Source organism: Mycoplasmopsis ciconiae (genome assembly GCF_036350065.1).
GTDB classification, from domain to species: Bacteria; Bacillota_I; Bacilli_A; order Mycoplasmatales; family Metamycoplasmataceae; genus Mycoplasmopsis; species Mycoplasmopsis ciconiae.
Genome location: NZ_JAZDWZ010000002.1, coordinates 16,824 through 33,882, shown reverse-complemented (window position 1 = coordinate 33,882; position 17,059 = coordinate 16,824). Strand labels below are relative to the sequence as shown.

Annotated in this window: 5 protein-coding genes; 3 read left to right on the top strand and 2 right to left on the bottom strand. The window is 26.9% G+C overall.

The features are described 5' to 3' along the window. Positions 1-13 precede the first annotated feature (13 nt). The 3 genes from atpG to atpC are packed head-to-tail and all read left to right on the top strand — an operon-like array spanning position 14 to position 2,710. Entirely contained in the window at positions 14-880 is an 867-nt protein-coding gene (gene atpG / locus V2E24_RS00730) for an ATP synthase F1 subunit gamma (protein ID WP_330500515.1), read from the top strand. Positions 881-896: 16 nt separating this feature from the next. After that, positions 897-2,294: a F0F1 ATP synthase subunit beta gene (gene atpD, locus V2E24_RS00725; RefSeq protein ID WP_330500514.1), complete on the top strand. Its 1,398-nt coding sequence runs from the start codon at positions 897-899 to the stop codon at positions 2,292-2,294. Then, on the top strand, positions 2,294-2,710 hold the full coding sequence (atpC, locus tag V2E24_RS00720) for an ATP synthase F1 subunit epsilon (protein WP_330500513.1): 417 nt from the start codon (positions 2,294-2,296) through the stop codon (positions 2,708-2,710). Before atpD ends, atpC begins: the two co-directional genes overlap by 1 nt. A 342-nt stretch (positions 2,711-3,052) precedes the next feature. Here atpC and V2E24_RS00715 read toward each other — a convergent pair whose 3' ends face one another. Together V2E24_RS00715 and V2E24_RS00710 are read right to left on the bottom strand one after the other, a co-directional pair. Beyond that, positions 3,053-4,072: a nicotinate phosphoribosyltransferase gene (locus V2E24_RS00715; RefSeq protein ID WP_330500583.1), complete on the bottom strand. Its 1,020-nt coding sequence runs from the start codon at positions 4,070-4,072 to the stop codon at positions 3,053-3,055. A gap of 288 nt (positions 4,073-4,360) precedes the next feature. After that, positions 4,361-17,035 (bottom strand): hypothetical protein, encoded by a 12,675-nt coding sequence (locus V2E24_RS00710; protein ID WP_330500512.1) that lies wholly within the window; start codon positions 17,033-17,035, stop codon positions 4,361-4,363. Positions 17,036-17,059 lie beyond the last annotated feature (24 nt).

Genomic DNA, 17,059 nt, shown 5'->3' with positions numbered 1-17,059 from the left:
TAAGAGGTGTTTGATGTCAAATTTAAACGCTTTAAAAAATAGAATTAACGTTGTTAATAGTACTAAAAAAATAACTCACGCTATGGAATTAGTAGCCACTAGCAAACTTAGAAAATACAAACAAGAATATTTAAATGTTCAAGAGTACCAAAATTATCTTGAAGATACAATTAAAAAATTAATGTCTCACTTAAAAGATAATGAACTTAAAACAATTTTTCCTAAATGAACAAATTCAAGTGATTTATATGTTGTTATTACTAGCGATTTAGGATTGTGTGGTAGTTATAATTCAAACATTTTTAACATCTTAAAAAATAATTTAAAAAACCAAGACAAAGTAATTGTTTTAGGTTTAAAAGGAGTTGGATTTTTTAGAAATTCTAACTTTAAAGAATTAGTGATTAATGAAATTCCTAATTACGGAGATAGATTAGAATATCAAACTGCCAGTGTCGTATCTACTCGTGCGCTTGATTTATTATTAACAAACAAAGTTAAATCTATTAATTTAGTTTATACAGAATTTGTAAACAACGTAACACAAGAAGCTAGAATTAAAAGACTTTTACCATTTGAATCCAATCAAAAAAATGATAAAAATTTAAATAAAAATAACGCTTCGGCGGTTTTACAAATCGAACCAAACGCTCAAAGTGTTTTAAAAAGCGTTGTGCCTTTATACCTTTCAAGTATGATTTATACTTTAGGTGCTTCTTCAAAAGTTTCAGAAATGGCTTCTAGAAGAAATGCAATGGAAAGCGCAACAGATAACGCAAGTGAGTTAAATCATAAACTAAAATTAGATTACAACAGAACAAGACAAGGTTTAATTACACAAGAAATTACAGAAATTGTATCTGGAGCAGATGCAACATAATAAAAAGGGAGGTAATATGAAACAAGAAAATGGAGTTGTTGTCCAAATTCTAGGTCCAGTTGTTGACGTTAGATTCGCAAATGGAAAATTACCAAAATTACTTAACGCCTTACAAATTAATTACGATAATCAAATTTACACATTAGAAGTTGCTCAACACATTGGTGATGATACTGTTAGAACTATTGCGATGGTTTCTACTAATGGTTTAAGCAGAGGTATGGAAGTTATTGACACAGGTAAACCTATTAGTGTACCTGTAGGTGAAAAAGTTTTAGGAAGGATGTTTGATGTTTTAGGAAATCCTATTGATAATTTAGGACCTATTGATTCAAGCGTTGAAAGAGATCCTATTCACGCACCTAGTCCTTCATACGAAGAACAAAAAACTACTTCTGAAATTTTAGAAACTGGTATCAAGGTTATTGACCTTTTAATTCCTTTTGCAAAGGGAGGTAAAATTGGTCTTTTTGGTGGAGCTGGAGTAGGTAAAACTGTTTTGGTTCAAGAGTTAATTAATAACATCGCCACCCAACATAATGGACTTAGTGTTTTTGCTGGAGTGGGGGAGAGAACTCGTGAGGGTAATGACCTTTACTACGAAATGAAAGCTGCGGGTGTTTTAGATAAAACAGCTTTAGTTTTTGGGCAAATGAATGAACCCCCAGGTGCACGTATGAGAGTTGCGCTTACAGGTTTAACAATGGCTGAATACTTTAGAGATAAACAAAATCAAGATGTTTTATTATTTATTGACAACATTTTTAGATTTACACAAGCTGGTAGTGAGGTTAGTGCCTTATTAGGCAGAATGCCAAGTGCGGTTGGATATCAACCTACTTTAGCCACCGAAATGGGTCAACTTCAAGAGAGAATAACTTCTACACGTAGAGGATCAATCACAAGTGTACAAGCTGTTTATGTTCCTGCTGATGATTTAACTGATCCAGCTCCTGCAACAACTTTTACTCACTTAGATGCTAAAACTGTTTTAGATCGTAATATAGCAGCTTTAGGAATTTATCCAGCTATTGATCCGCTTGAAAGTTCATCAAGATTACTAGATCCTTTAATAGTAGGACAAGAACACTATGACACAGCTCAAGGTGTTGTAAGTATTCTTCAACGTTTTAAAGAATTGCAAGATATTATCGCAATTTTAGGTATGGGAGAATTGAGCGAAGAAGATAAAAAAATTGTTGCCAGAGCAAGAAGAATCAGAAACTTTCTTTCTCAACCATTTCACGTTGCTGAAAAATTCTCAGGTATTAAAGGGGAATATGTAAGACTTTCAGATACCATTAGAAGTTTTAAAGCTATTTTAAACGGTGAATTAGATCATTTACCTGAAGATATTTTCCGTTATGCAGGAAATATTGATGAAGTTATAGCTAGATATAATAATAAAAAATAATGAAAAAAACAGTTCATTTAACAATTTTAACTCCCGATGCTAAATTTTATGAGGGAGATGTATCGCTAGTAACTTTAAAAGCTGGTAATGGTTATATAGGATTACAACCAAATCGTGCGCCATTTTTTTCGAATATAGACGTAGGTTTTTTAACAATCGAAAACGAAAAAAGTCCAAACTACGCTAAATTTACTATTGGTGGTGGTTTGGTTTATGCTGACTCTAGCACAATAAACATAATAACAGACGATATTATTGATTTTAAAAATATTGACATAGCTAGAGCAAAAAGAGACAAAGAGTGAGCTGAAAAAGAACTTCTTAAATACGATAATGACAAAAATGTACTTTTAGAGTTAAAACTTAAAAAAGCATTGAGTAGAATTGATGCTTATAATTCTATACATAATAAATAAGAGCCTATTAAAGGCTCTTTTTTTACACAAAAAAACAAGAGCCATAATGACTCTTGTTAATATAAATCGTTAATTGACTGATAAAAGGATACGATTTGAACTTAACAAATAAATAAAAACTTTAATGTTAATAATTATTAGATATCTATTTAATAAATAGATTGATTTTGGTTGTATTTTATATTAATTTTGTTATTGAAAATGTATTACTTTAAAAATAACGTTGATTGTTATCAATTGCTTAATTTTTTTAATTTATGAACATAATGGAGGCTAATACCTCCAAAAAAATTATATATTTAACGTATATAAGTAAAAATTATTGGAAAATTTTTCCAGTTTTTATTTTTTATATACCACTAATTTTCCATTTTCGCGGTAGCTTCTACCTTCTTTTGCTTCTTTTTGATTATTTAACATAGTCGCATCTGCACTAAAGGAATTAGATAACTTGAAAATTGACTGACCTACGCCATAATAATCAACAGGGGCATTATTATCTTCAAAATCCTTAATTTTTTGCGCATCGAATCCGCTAGAAACTACAATTTTATAGTTTGTAGCTCCAGCTTGATCTAATGCTTTTCTTAATCTTTTAACTTGCTCGATGTTAACACCATAATGTGGCTCTTCATTATCAAACATATGATCTACCATATTTTTAGATGTGTCTAATCTAACACCTCAAACCTTATCACCTAAAGCATCTCAAACTTTAAGACTCTCTTTAATTACATCATTATGATAATCAACTAAGGCTATTAATTTGTTATTAGGAAAGTGTTTTGAATACGCTAACATTGCAGCTGTTATGTCTCCACCAAAACCTTGAATTAAAACATGTGGAACACTACCGAAAGTTATTTCATCTTTATTTTGATTTTGCTTTTGTGCTTCTGTACTAACTAATTTAACACCAGCTAAAGCTATAGCCTTTCCATCTATTTCTTGGTTAATATAGTGATCAGCTCTATCTCCCATAAAAATAATAGGTTTACCTTTTGCAGCTTGCACGCAAGCGTATGCGTTAGATGCTATTGATGTGCTTCTAGCTAAAATCCCATCAATCATTCCTTCTCACATACCAAAATCTTGATAATTACCTTCTAATTCTAAAACAATTTCTAAATTGTTGATTTTACTTCCTTCTGGTAAATATCTAATTACGTATTTACTTGTATCTGTAACTTCCTCTAATAAAGCCAATACTTCGTTCATCCCAGCTAAAATTGCGTTGTCTTTTCTTTGAAAAAATTGTAATTTAATAATATTGTTAGGTTTTTCATGTTCCAAAATGTGTTTGGTTTTTTCAAAATAACTAGCGATATATTTTTTCTTATCCATGTTTACCTCTGTTTTTATGCTCAAAAAAGCGTTAATATAATTTTACCATTTTTTTAAATATAGCTGCGCTATATAGTTCTGAAACTGCCATTTAAGTGCTTAAACAAATATTTCAAAACAACGATGCAAAACACTTACAAAAATTAAAGGATTTATATTGTGATCACTCAACTCAACGCAATATTTTTTAAACCATTACATTATTTTGTAAATATATTCGCCAAATAACGTACTTAAATTTAGATACATTTCAAAATTAAATACGATATATCAGCACAAAAAAAACAAGCTTAGAGCTTGTTTTTGTTATTGTTTTTGAGATTCTTCTTCCTCTTCTTCATCTTCTTTTTTGCGTTTAGCTAAAATAATGAATCATCAGATTAACAATCCTGCAGGTATAGTTAATAATAACAATAATAATCATCAATAATTTACATCACTAACAATTGGTAATGAAGCAATGATTGCACTTTTAATAACTGTAGGCAAGTCATATTTGTCTAATTCTTCAAGAATTTTATCTTTTTCTTTGGTTGTTATTGATTCTTTTGAAAATTCTTCAAAAGCTTTAGTGTTGTCAATTGCTTCCTTGATTGTATTAAAGATATCTTCTTTTGTTTTATCAATAATTTCTTGATATTTATCTGCGTCTTTATTGATAATAGCATCAGTTATATCTTTATATTTGTTAGCCTCATCAATTAAATTATTAGCTTTGTCATTAATTTTGTTAGCGACATCATTTAATTTATCTTCGCTTGTTTGTTTAATTGAATTTTCTAATTCATTTATAGCGTCAATTAAGTTTTGTTTAACTTCATCAAATTTTTCGTCGCTAACATCAGTATTTTTAAATTCTTCTAAAGCATCATTTAATTTATCTGTTTTGTCTAAAGTTTCAAGTAAGTTATTAGCTTCTTCTTTAAATTTATCTTTAGACTCATCACTAATTTGCTCTAGTAACTCTTTTGTTTGATTTACATCATTTTCATTGTAGTTATTGTTTAAATTATCTAATTTTTCAACCACTTGATTCATTAAATCATTTGTGTGGTTATTAGCGTTAGCGTTTTTGATAATATCGTTAGCTTGATTAATTGAATTTTGTAAGTCATTTTCAAAATCAAGATTATTAAGTTGATCTTTAAATTCTTGTTTTTCTTGTTCGCTTAATGACTCTAAATTATCGATCACATCATTGTATAAATCTTTAACTTTGTTTTTAATTTCTGAGTTAAATTTGTCTACTTCATCTTTGTTTCAATTTGCGTTTGGCTCATTAACATAAGTGAATCCGTCAAATTTATCTTCAGCTGAAACTTTATTATTGTTTAAGTTATCAATAATTTCAAGAGCGTTTTTGATTTGCTCTTTGATTTTATCTGAAGCGTTTAAATTATCTAAATCAATCTTAGAAACTATATCTTTAGTTTCACTTAAATTTAGCATTGATTCATCTAATTCTTTAGCTTGTGTAATTACATTGTCTGTGTTTGTGTGCGGCTCATTTACAAATGGTTCAACTAAATTATTATCATCATATACACTATTGATAATTTCTTGTTTTACAAATTCTTTTTGATCTGTATTTAAGTGGTTTAAGTCATTTAAGGTTGTGTTTATAATGTTTTGTTTAGTTTGATCTAACTCTTTAGCTTTATTGTAAATAGGTTCAATATCATCAATATAAGGAGCGTTTTTAATTTGCTCTTTAAATGAATCTTTTTCAAGTTGAGAAAGATTGTTTAACTGATCAATTTTGTCACTAAAAATTTGTGCTGAGTTATCTCTGTTTTCTTTAATATTTTGTTTTAGCGCTTGATCTAATTTATCTAAAGCTTCTTGAATTTCTTCTTTAGAAGCATTAGGTTTGTTTAAGACTTCATTAGCAAAATCAATCGCATTAATTAAATCTTGATTTTTTGGATTTAATTCATTAGCTTCAACAACTTTAAGTGCTAAATTATTTTTGTTTATAGCGTCATTTAATAACTCAAACATCTTAATGTAATCAAGATATTTTTGAAGTTCTTCTTTAGCTACTAATTCTTTGGCTTCTTTTAAAGCTTGTGCTAACTGTTGTGAAAATTCACTTAAGTTTTCTGTAGTTTTAATTAAGTTAATTAAATTATTTTTAGCTTCAACAATAATATCTTCACTAGCTTGGTTAGCATCTTTTAAGTTTTGTGTTTGTGCATCAATAACATCTTTAGAGATATTTGGATCTTGCGGATTTCTTCTGTAGTTATTGATAATGTTTAGTGCTTTTTGAGTTTGAGTGTTTAAGTTTTGTTTTACACTTAAAGCATCAGTTTGAGTAGTAGGGTTAAGTAAATCAACTCAATATCTAGCTTTATTATATTGGTTGATTAAATCATTCAAGTTTAACTCAACTGTTAATCTTACAATTTCATCCTTAATTTGTTGATTTGTTGAGTCAGGATTTTTTACAACATTTTGTGCAGCAAAAATCTCTTGACTTAATTCAACACTAGGATCTAAAACATTATTTGCCTTGTTTATAAGGTTAATTAACTCGTTTCTGTCTTTGATTAATTGCAATTTAGCAGCTTGCTCATCATAAATATTTTGAGCGTTAACATCTTTTTTAATTAAAGGATCATTTAAGATTTGTTCAGATTGATCAATTGCATTTTGATATTCTTGGCTTCTTGGGAAATCATCCTTAGTTGAATCAAATACATTTTGTAAGTTATTAGATTTGATTCTATAGTCTGTATTTTCAATAGCCTCTTCTAACTGAGCGTTAGTTGTTGTGTTGGTGTCTTTGTTTTGAGGAGTGATTAATAATTGTTTATCTTCTTCTAAAGCTTGTGTTAAATCTTGTGAAGGATTTTGTATTTGAGTAACTTGATTAATTAAGTTTTCAAGTTTTTGGTTATTAATATATTTGTTTAGATCTACTTTTTGATCTATTAACTCTTTAATTGTTTGAGCGTTTTCATAAGTGTTTTCAGATAAAGCAATTGAATCTTCTAGTAATTGAGTTTTTGGTTCAACTTCTTTAGCTTCGTTAATTTTGTTTAATAATAACTCTTTAGCTTGATTAAATGATGTTATAGCTTTTTGAATTTGCGCATTTAATTTTTCAGCTTCAGCATTGTATTCATTAGCTGTGTGTGGGTTTTGAATAAATTCTTGCGCTTCATTTAAAACATCTTGCAATTCTTTTTGTTTTTGTTTATCTTCAGCAGTGTCTGAATCGATTTTAGGTAATCAATGACTAGCTTCATTTATTGCGTTAAGTAATTTTTCTTTATTGATTTGGTTTGTAATATTATCTAAAGCTTTTTCTAAGTCAACAATTGAATTATTTTGATAATCAGGATTATCTAGCAATTCATTTGTTTGTGAAATAGCTTGTTTTAAATCGTCAGATATTTCATTAAACACACGATCTGGGTCACTAATTTGTAAGTCAAAATTCTCAGCTGTTGTAACTTTATTAATTAAGTTTTGTTTGATATTTTGCTTAATTTGATTTTGATATTGATCTAAATTAGAATTAATTGCATTTTGTAATTCATTTGTGTTGTCAACGGTAGAAATTGTAACGTTTTCAATATTTTGCAACACATTAGCTAAAGTATCTTCTAAATTAGTACTTTTATCTGGTAAGTTATTTGCAAATTCGACTGTGTTATTGAATTGATTATCATCATTTAAAGCTTGTTTAAGTTTTTGGTAATAATCTAATAACTGCTGTGCATCATAATATTGAATGTTTTGAGCTAAAAGATTATTAATAGTTACTGATTTTACACTTAAGTTATTAGCTTGCTCTTTAAGTTGATTAATTCAAGAATTTAGTGTTTGTTTATTTTGAGAATCGCTAGCAGTGTTATTAGTATCTTGAGTTGCTGCTTGCGCGTCAAAATTATTTTGTAACTCTTTTAATTTAGTGTTATTGTTTAAATCTTCTTGGCTAATAGGAGCGTTTAAAAGATCTTTAGAAGCTTGAATTTGAGACTCGTATGTTTGTTTTTGAGTGTTTAACTCTTGTGTTAAATCACTTATGTTTTGGTTAATTGAATTTTGTTGTTGTTCTAGATTACTTAATTTTTCTTTTAAGTTTTTAAGTTGTTGTTTTAAGGTTTCTTTAGAGTCAACTAAATTATTTAAGTATTGAGTTAAGTTAGTGTTTAAGTTGTTTGGATTTTGGTTTGTAGCTTGTTGTGCTGCTGAAATTTCTTGATTGTATTTTTCAATTAAATCACTAACAAAAGCTATTTGTTCATTTGTTTTTTGAATTTGATTTTGTACAAGTGAATTTCTGTTGTTATTTTCATCAATTAAACTTTCAATCATCTGCACAATAGCCTCAGAATCTTTAATACTTTTGGCTAATTTATCTTTTGAGATATTCATTAATAATTGATCTCTTAAGATTTTAACTTCTTCAACACTTAAAGGTGTATTTTCAAGATTTTCTAAAGCGTTATCCACTTTTGTGATTGTTTGAGTTAAATCATCAATAGGGTCGTTTATACTTTTAGCTTTTTCTAAAACTTGTTTTAATTCAGCTAAATTAAGATCTAAGTTTTGCTTATCAAGTTCAAATTTACTAATTCCATTATTTTCGCTTGTAGCGTTTGTAATTAGAGCTTGAGAGTCTTTAAACTCTTGCAATAATTGCTCATTTAAAGCTGGCTTGTCTGAAGAAGGGTCATTGTTTGTGTTGTAATTTTGTTCAATATTAGCAACACTTTCTCTTAAAGCATCTAAAGCTTTTTGTTTAGCGTTTTTGTCCGCTTCAATAGCTTTGTCTAACTCTTGTTTAATTTCAATTGGAGTTTTGTTATCAAAGTTATATTGTTGTTTTTCTTCTTCGGTTAAACTTCTTAAATTATCTAAAGTATTTTGCGCTTCATCTTTAGCTTTTTGAACTACTTGCTGGTAAAGTTCATTTAAAGCGTTAATATTTTGGTTTTCAGGTGCATCTACTTTATTTAATTCAGTTGTTTTGTCAGCAATATTTGATCCGTTAATTTGATCTTTAATGTATTGTTTTAACTCATCTAAAGCTTGTGAGTTTATTGGGTTAATATTATTAAACGCATTATCAACATCAATTTTTTGTGAATTTTGTGGATCTAATAACTGATCTAATTTGTCGTTTAACACTTGCTCAAAAGTATTTTGGCTTTCAGTGTCATTAACTTTATCTAATTCAGAGTTGTTAATTGAATCTTTAATTGCGTTAATTGAATTTATAACTTCTTGTTCAAAATTAACCTTAACTTCATCAATATTTTGAGCTGAATTAATGTGTTCTAATGCATTATTTGAGTAATCAGCATCATTAGAAATTAAGTTATTTATCTTCTTAATTTCTTCTATAGCTTTAGCTTTGGCGTTAGCTAATTCTTGATCATTTAAATTGTTAGCTTCTTCAAGAATTTCATTAATTTGATCAATTGTATTGATGTTTTGTTGTGTATCACTAGCATCTTTAACTTTTTGGATTAATTCATCTTTTTGTTCTTTAGATAAGTTAGTTAAATCATTTATAGTTTGTTGAGCTTCATTTTTAGCTTGTTCAACTAATTTATCATAAATTTCATTAATCTTGTCAATTGTATTAGCTTGATCAAAGTGATTTGTTGTTTTAAATTCTTCTTTGTTTGCGATATTAGATTTTTCAATTAATGTATTTAAATTATCTTTAGCTTTTTGCACTTGAGTGTCAAAAATATTTTCAAGATCACTTAATTTATTTTGGTTGTTTGCATTTGTGTTAAACTCTTGTTTTTCTTGTTGATTAAGTGTTTTAGCTTTAGATATTTCATTAATTGCGTTTGTTTTAGCTATATCTAATGCTTGAGTGAATTGATTTTTAATGTCTTCATTTAAAGTATCTTTGTTAGTTAAATCAATAATGTTATTGATATATTCTTCTTTATTTTCTTGACTTAAAAGTGTATAACTTACATTTGCTATATCATTTAAATCTTCTAATTTAGCTGGATCAAATTTAACAATAATTGGATCAACTTTTGTTGAGTCATTAACTACTAATGTGTTTTTATCATCAATAAGTTCTTTAGTTGTGTAAGATTGATTTTTTACATCATTAATTAAATTATTTGTTTGTGCTAAATCAGCTTTAGCTTGGTCAATTTTACTTTGAATAAACTCATTTAACTTTTGGTTAGGGTTAGGCTGTGAATCTGGTAGTTCAAAAGCATTTAAATTATTGTTTAGTTGCTCGCTTTGCTCAATTAATTTACCTAAATTATCATCTAACTCTTGTGCTTTAGCAACAACTTCATTTGATTCTTGAATTGAAGGTTGTTCTAAGGCTAATTGTTTAATTGAATCTTTATTGTTTAAATGGTGAATATTATCTAGATTTACAGTAAAATTATCACCATTTAATGCATTATAAGCATCAATTAAAGCTTGAATGTTAGTTTGAACTTCTTGAGCTATTTCAAGATTTTTGTTTGTCTTAAGCATTTGTGAAGATTCAAGTGCGCTGTCAAATGTAGCTTTTAAAGCATCATCAGCTAATTTGTATTTTTGAGTATCTTTGACATTAGGGTTTGTGTATTGATTTATTTGGTTGTTTAATCTTGTGTAAGCATCATTTAAATTAGATGCGTTTGTTTGGTTTTGTTCAATAGCTGGATTAGAAGTAGCGTTAAGCGCAACATCTACAAATTTATCAACCAATGTTTGGTTTTGTGAAACCTCACTTAAGTTTTGAATATTGATAATACTTATAGCTTTATTTTTAATTAAATTAACTGCATCATTATCTACATCTAATTTTTCAATCTCACTAGTTAAAGTAGTTTTAGCAGCTTGATTTTTATCATTAATTTTGTTAACTTCGTCTCTGGCTTGTTTCATTAAATCATTTAAGCTAGAAGCGTTATTGTTAATGTTTTGAGCCGCTTGAGTGTAAGACTCTTGAGAAGTGTTTTTATCTAAATTAATGATTTGGTTTTCAAAATTATCTTTTTGAGGTTGTGATAAATATTCATATTGATTCAATTGAATAATATTGTCAATTTTTCTAATTACATCTTTAACACTTTCAACATCATTTGCATCATTAATTAATTGTGTAAGTTTTGAATTTTGTTCTTCATTAATTAAGGCTGTTGAGTTTGTAGGTTGATAAATTTCTCTAAGTTTATCATATGCTTGTTTTTTGATGTCATTTAAATCTTTGTAGTTTTTAACGATATCATTTAAAATTTGCGCAATATTTTTGTTTTGTGCTGTTGTGTTTTCAATGTTATTTGAATTTGCAACAGTAGCATCAATAGCATCTTTAAAGTTTTGAATTTCTTTTTGATTTAAACTATCGAAATTATCACTTAAAGATTTGGCATTTTGTTTAACTTTATCAAGAATATCGTTGTATTTTTGATTTGAAATAACAACATTTGATGGTTGTTGTGGAAGATCAAAAAGATTTTTAATTTCTTCTTTTGTTGCTGAATCAATAAAATCAATTGTATTTACTAAATTGTCTGCGTTATTCTTGATTTGGTTTTTTGCTGTTTCAAAAGCGGGTTTAATTTGTGATATTTGAGTAACTTCATTTGCTGAATAAGAGTTTTTTAAATCTTGTTTTTGTGAAGGAGTTATTGTGTTTAATTTATCTACTTCTTGATTTAAAACATCTTTAGCATTATTAAGTGTTTGACTAATCACTTGTTCAATATTGTCGGCTGTAGCATTTGTGATTTTATCTAATTCTTGTTGTGGAGCTTGTTTGTTTACTAATTGATAAATTTCTTTTAAATTATTTATTGCTTCAGTTTTTTGATTTAAAGCTTTAGCTGCATCAATTTGTTTGATAATTTGTTCAATTGTATTAGCTTGATCAACTTTATCTTGGAATTGTTGCTTTTCTTCATAACTTAAATTATTTAAATTTTCAATTGTGCTGTTAGCTTCTTTTTTAGCTTTATCGATTAATAAATCATAAATTTCATTGATTCTCTCAATTGTGTTAGCTTGATCAAAATTATTTTGATCTTTAAAGCCTTGCTTATCTTCTAAGTTTGAATTGTCAATTAAACTTTCTAAATTATTTTTAGCTTGTTGAACTTTCTTGTCAAAGATATTTTGTAATTGAGTAATTTGATTTTGAGAATTAGCGCTAGCGTCAAATTCTTGTTTTTGAAGTGAATCTAATGTTTTAGCACTTGAGATATTATTTTTAGCATTTGTTTTAGCCGCTTCTAAAGCTTCGTTGGCTTTATTGGCTAAATCACTAGCTAAATTATCAGCATCATTTAAATTCATAATTGAATTTATATGATTTGTTTTTTGAATGTTAGTTAATAAAATTTCTGAAACATTTGCAATTTGATTTAAATCATCTAATTTTGAAGGATCAACTTTAGTGATAGAAGGTTTTATTTGATCTTTTTTATTATTTGTTTTTGTATTTTGAATATCAAAAAGATTTTCGTTATCAAAATGTGTATTCTTAAACTCTTCTATTATTGAATTATTGTTATTTAACTCTTGTTTAATTGAATTTATATGAGAATTAATAAAATCATTTAATTTAGGATTGTTGTTTGAATTATAAGCATCTAAATTATTAGATAAGTTTTGATTTGTTTCAATTAATTGTGCTAAATTATCATCTAAAGTTTGTGCTTTTTGAATTATTTGATTTGCTTTTTCAAGAGAATCTTGACTTAAGGCTAAAGCTGCAATAGAATCTTTATCTTTTAAGTGGATAATATTATCTAAATTTGGGGAATAGTCTTGTCCATTTAAATTTTCATAAGCTGCGATTAAATCACTAAGTTTTTGATTAACTTGCGCCGCTACATTAATATCTTTATTTTTAACAACTTCTTTTGCTTTTGCAAAAATTTCATCAAAAGCTTGTTTTAAACTCTCATCAGCTAATCTGTATTTTTGTGTTTGTGTAATGTTTTGAAGAGTTAAATCATTAACTTTTTTGTCTAAATTTTTGTAGGCTTGATTTAAATCAATAGCCGCTTGCTCGTTTGTTTGTACATCAGCAGTGTTATTTGAATTAATAATTTCATTAACAAAATGTTTTATTAAAGAATCTTTTGTTGACAACTGATCTAAATTCTCTACATTAAAGATACTTTCGGCTTTCTTAGTTATTAACTCTAATGCTGAATTATCAATATTTAGATTATCTAATTGTGTATTTAAATTGTTTTTAGCTTCTGTATTTTTATCACTAATTTTGGCAACTTTATCTCTAGCTTCTTCCATTTTTGCATTTAAACTTGAAGCGTTAGTGTCAATTTTACCAAAGGCATTTTGGTAATCCTCAGCTGAAGATTGTTTATCTAAATTGATAATTTGGTTTTCAAATTGATCTTTTTGGTTTTGAGATAAATATGGGTAATTATTTATTGAAATAATCGAATCAATTTTTCTTTTAGCATCTTGTGCATCATTAACAAACAAGGCATCATTAATTAATTCAGTTAATTTATCTTCTTGATTTGTGTCAATTAAATTTTTATTTTTAGCCTCTTTTAATTTGTCAAAAGCTTCTTTTTTAGCATTATTTAATTGTGTATAGAAATTAACTAAATTATTAATTTCTTTTGCTATATATGAGTTATTTGATTTATCAACTGTATTAGAGTTAATTAAAACTTGATCTATAGCATCTTTATATCTTTGTTTTAGTGATTCGCTTAAACTTGTGAATGTTGATGATAAATCTTTAGCTTTTTGTTTGATTTGTTCAACGACACTTAAATAATTTTGGTTAGCTTCAACAACATTCGAAGGTAAATTATTGGCGTTGTTTGTGTTGTTGAAAATGTCTTTTAATTCTTGTTTTGTGTTTGTTTGTTTAATAAAATCAATATCATCCACTAATGTATCAACTGAATTTTTAATTTGCTGAATTGTCTGATCAAAATTAGGCTTCATTAATGAAGCTTGATTTTTATCTTGATATGAATTTTTAAGTTCATTTTTAGTGGTGTTTGTAATTGTGTTTAATTTATCAACTTCAACATCTACCACCGCCTTAGCTACATTGATAGCTTCTTGAACTACTGAATTTATATTTTGACTTGTAGCTTCAAGAATCTTTTGTTTTTCGCTTTCAGGTATATTTTTACCTACTAATTGATAAATAGCATCAATATTGTTGATAGCATTGTTTTTTGTTTCTTGTAATTGTTGCGCTTGTTGTTGATCTTTATTTTGTTTTGCGTTTTGCAGTTGTTTTAATAACTCTTCAGCTTTTGTTTTGAACTCATCTAATTTATTTTTAACATCAGCATTATCAATAATTAAATCCTCATTAGAATTAGCAATTTTTTCAAATTGCTCTTTAGCTAAGTCATATTCGACTTTAGCGTTAGCTAAGTTTGGATTAAATTCTTCTAATGATGAATCATAAGGTATATTTGAATAATTATCTTTATAAGAATTATGCGGAGCCATTGTATCATTTAATTCTTTGGCTTTATTTACTATAGTTTCAATTTGTTTAACATCACTAGCTTGATTGATTAAATCTTTTAATTTATCTTTTTGGTTTGTTAATAAATTATTTAAATTATCAATATCAAAAGTAGCTTGATCTTTAGCTGAATTAAATTCTTGTTCTTTTTGTTTGATTGTATTAATTTGATTTTGTAAATCTAATAAATCATTTTTAAGTTTTTCAATATATTCGGGGTTAATAATTTCAGCATTATCATTTTTATTTAAAAATAAATCATTGATTTTATCAACAGTATCATTGTGTTTGTTAATTAAATCTTTTAATTCTTGAGAATAATCATTATTAATTGTTTGTTTTGGAGTATTTTGGTGTGGTTTAAGCTCTTTTGTATTCTCGCTTAAATTTGTTAGTAGAGTTTCATATTCATTAATTTTTTGTTCATTTAGATCTGTTTCAGAGTTAAATTGTTCAATTAACTTTTCTTTTTGTTTTTCAGTTAAATTAGGATCTTTTTTAACTTTTTCAATAAAATCATTTTTTTGAATTTGTAATTTATCTAAACCATTTAAATCGTCAATAGCTTTACGTAATTGAGCATTTAAAGTTTCAATATTGTTTGCATTATCAAAAATTGAAATACTATTTGGGCTGATTTTCATTGAATTAGTATCAAGTGAATTTGAATTTACTAAAAGATTAGTTATTTGAGTTGATGCTAAAAGATTATCAAAAGCATCTTTAAATCTTTTTTCTGAATATACATATTTAGGTTCATTATTTGTTTTAAGTGTGTTAGCTTCTTTTAATAATTCTTTAAGTTTATTAAGTTTAACAATTGAATTATTAGCAACATCAGTTAAATTATTTACTTTGTTTACACTTAATTTTTCAATATCAATAGCCTCTAAAGAACTTAAATCATTTTTAAAGACAATATTTTGTGCATCAGTGTTTTGTGAATTTGAAAATAAAGAATTTTTGTATTGTTCTTTATTTGAATTAGAAAGGTTAATTTGCGGATTAATAACATCGAATAATTTTTTTAACGCTGCATTAATGTTATTTTCTCCGTTAAAAGTAGGTTTCAAATTATTTAGTTGCGTAATTTTTGTTTCTAAATCGCTAATTTTATTTAAATCGAAAAATTTAGCACTAACAGGCGTTTGACTTAAGTCAATATTTACATATTTTTTTACTTCATCTAAAAGTGAATTAACATTATTTTGAATTGATAAATCACTTTCAGTGAAATTTACCTTTTTAAGATTTTCTAAGAAATCTATTAAATTAGGCATAAGTGAATTAATTTTTTCAACTTGCTTTTGCAATTGATTTTTAAAATTATAAATATCATCTGTATAAACAAATGAATCAACCTTTTGAATTAATTGTTCTTTTAAAGATTCTTCAACATTTTTTAAAGAGTTAATCATATCTTTAGAATCTTTTACATATCTGTTGAAAGCATTGTTTTTATTTTGTGCTTGTCATACAACTGACTGACCTATAATTCTGTTTTCAGAACGGTTAAAGTTATTGATAAATTCAACAATTTCTTGAGGCTTAATATGTTCAAGCGCACTTATTGTTGCTCTTGATTGTGTAGCAAAAATATCACCATCTAATTTAGTTATAACATCAGCAAAATCGCTTGTTAGCGCTATTTGTTGATGATTATAAATATCGAAATTCACAAAACTTGGGTGTTGTTGTTGTGTGTAATATTGATTCATATTAATTTGTGAATTTCTAAACAATTCAACTAAAGTAGGTTTAGAACCACTTGAAAAAATATTGGTTGCTTTTCTTAGTAAATCATCATATTTTGTTTTTGTTGAATCAGTAGAAAATCTATATCTTTCGCTACCTTGAATAAAAGTGTTGGAATAGTTATAAACTTTTCTAAGCGCCTCTAAAGCCGAAAGTAAATATTTATAATACCCGGTTCTATTTTCGTTTGAAGTTGATTTATAATTTTCTTTTCATGGCCCTAATCCAGCTAAATTAGACAAATCACCCTTAGTATCGATACCTGAATATAAAAATACAGCATCGGCAGCTTCTGGAAGATTAATTACTTTTTGCTTAAGTTCTAGTGCATATGAACTTGAAATAGCTTGCATATTTTCAGCGTGTTCAATAGCTTCTAAAACCATTCCATAACCATTTAATTTATCACTAAAAGTTGAATTATCTAAGTATTGGCTAGCTATTTCTTTATCTTCTTCTTCAACATTTAAATTAACGATTCATTTAATAAAAGGATTTGACTCGCTTGAAGAGTAAATAACTCTTTTTGCTTTTTCATATAATTTTCCAAAAGGTTTACTTAAGTCTGTTGGTGTTTCTTGTTTTTTGATTGCGTAAATACCATTGTAATTAATATTTATTGCTTGCATTAACTCAAGAACAGCCTCTTGATAAATTTGATCTGACTCAAAAGTATATTGGTTTGCTTTAGTTGTATCAAAGTTTTTTATATCTTCATATGAACCATAGAAATTTAATTGGTTTTTAGCATTTAAAACCAAATCTTCTAATTTAGCAATTTTTTC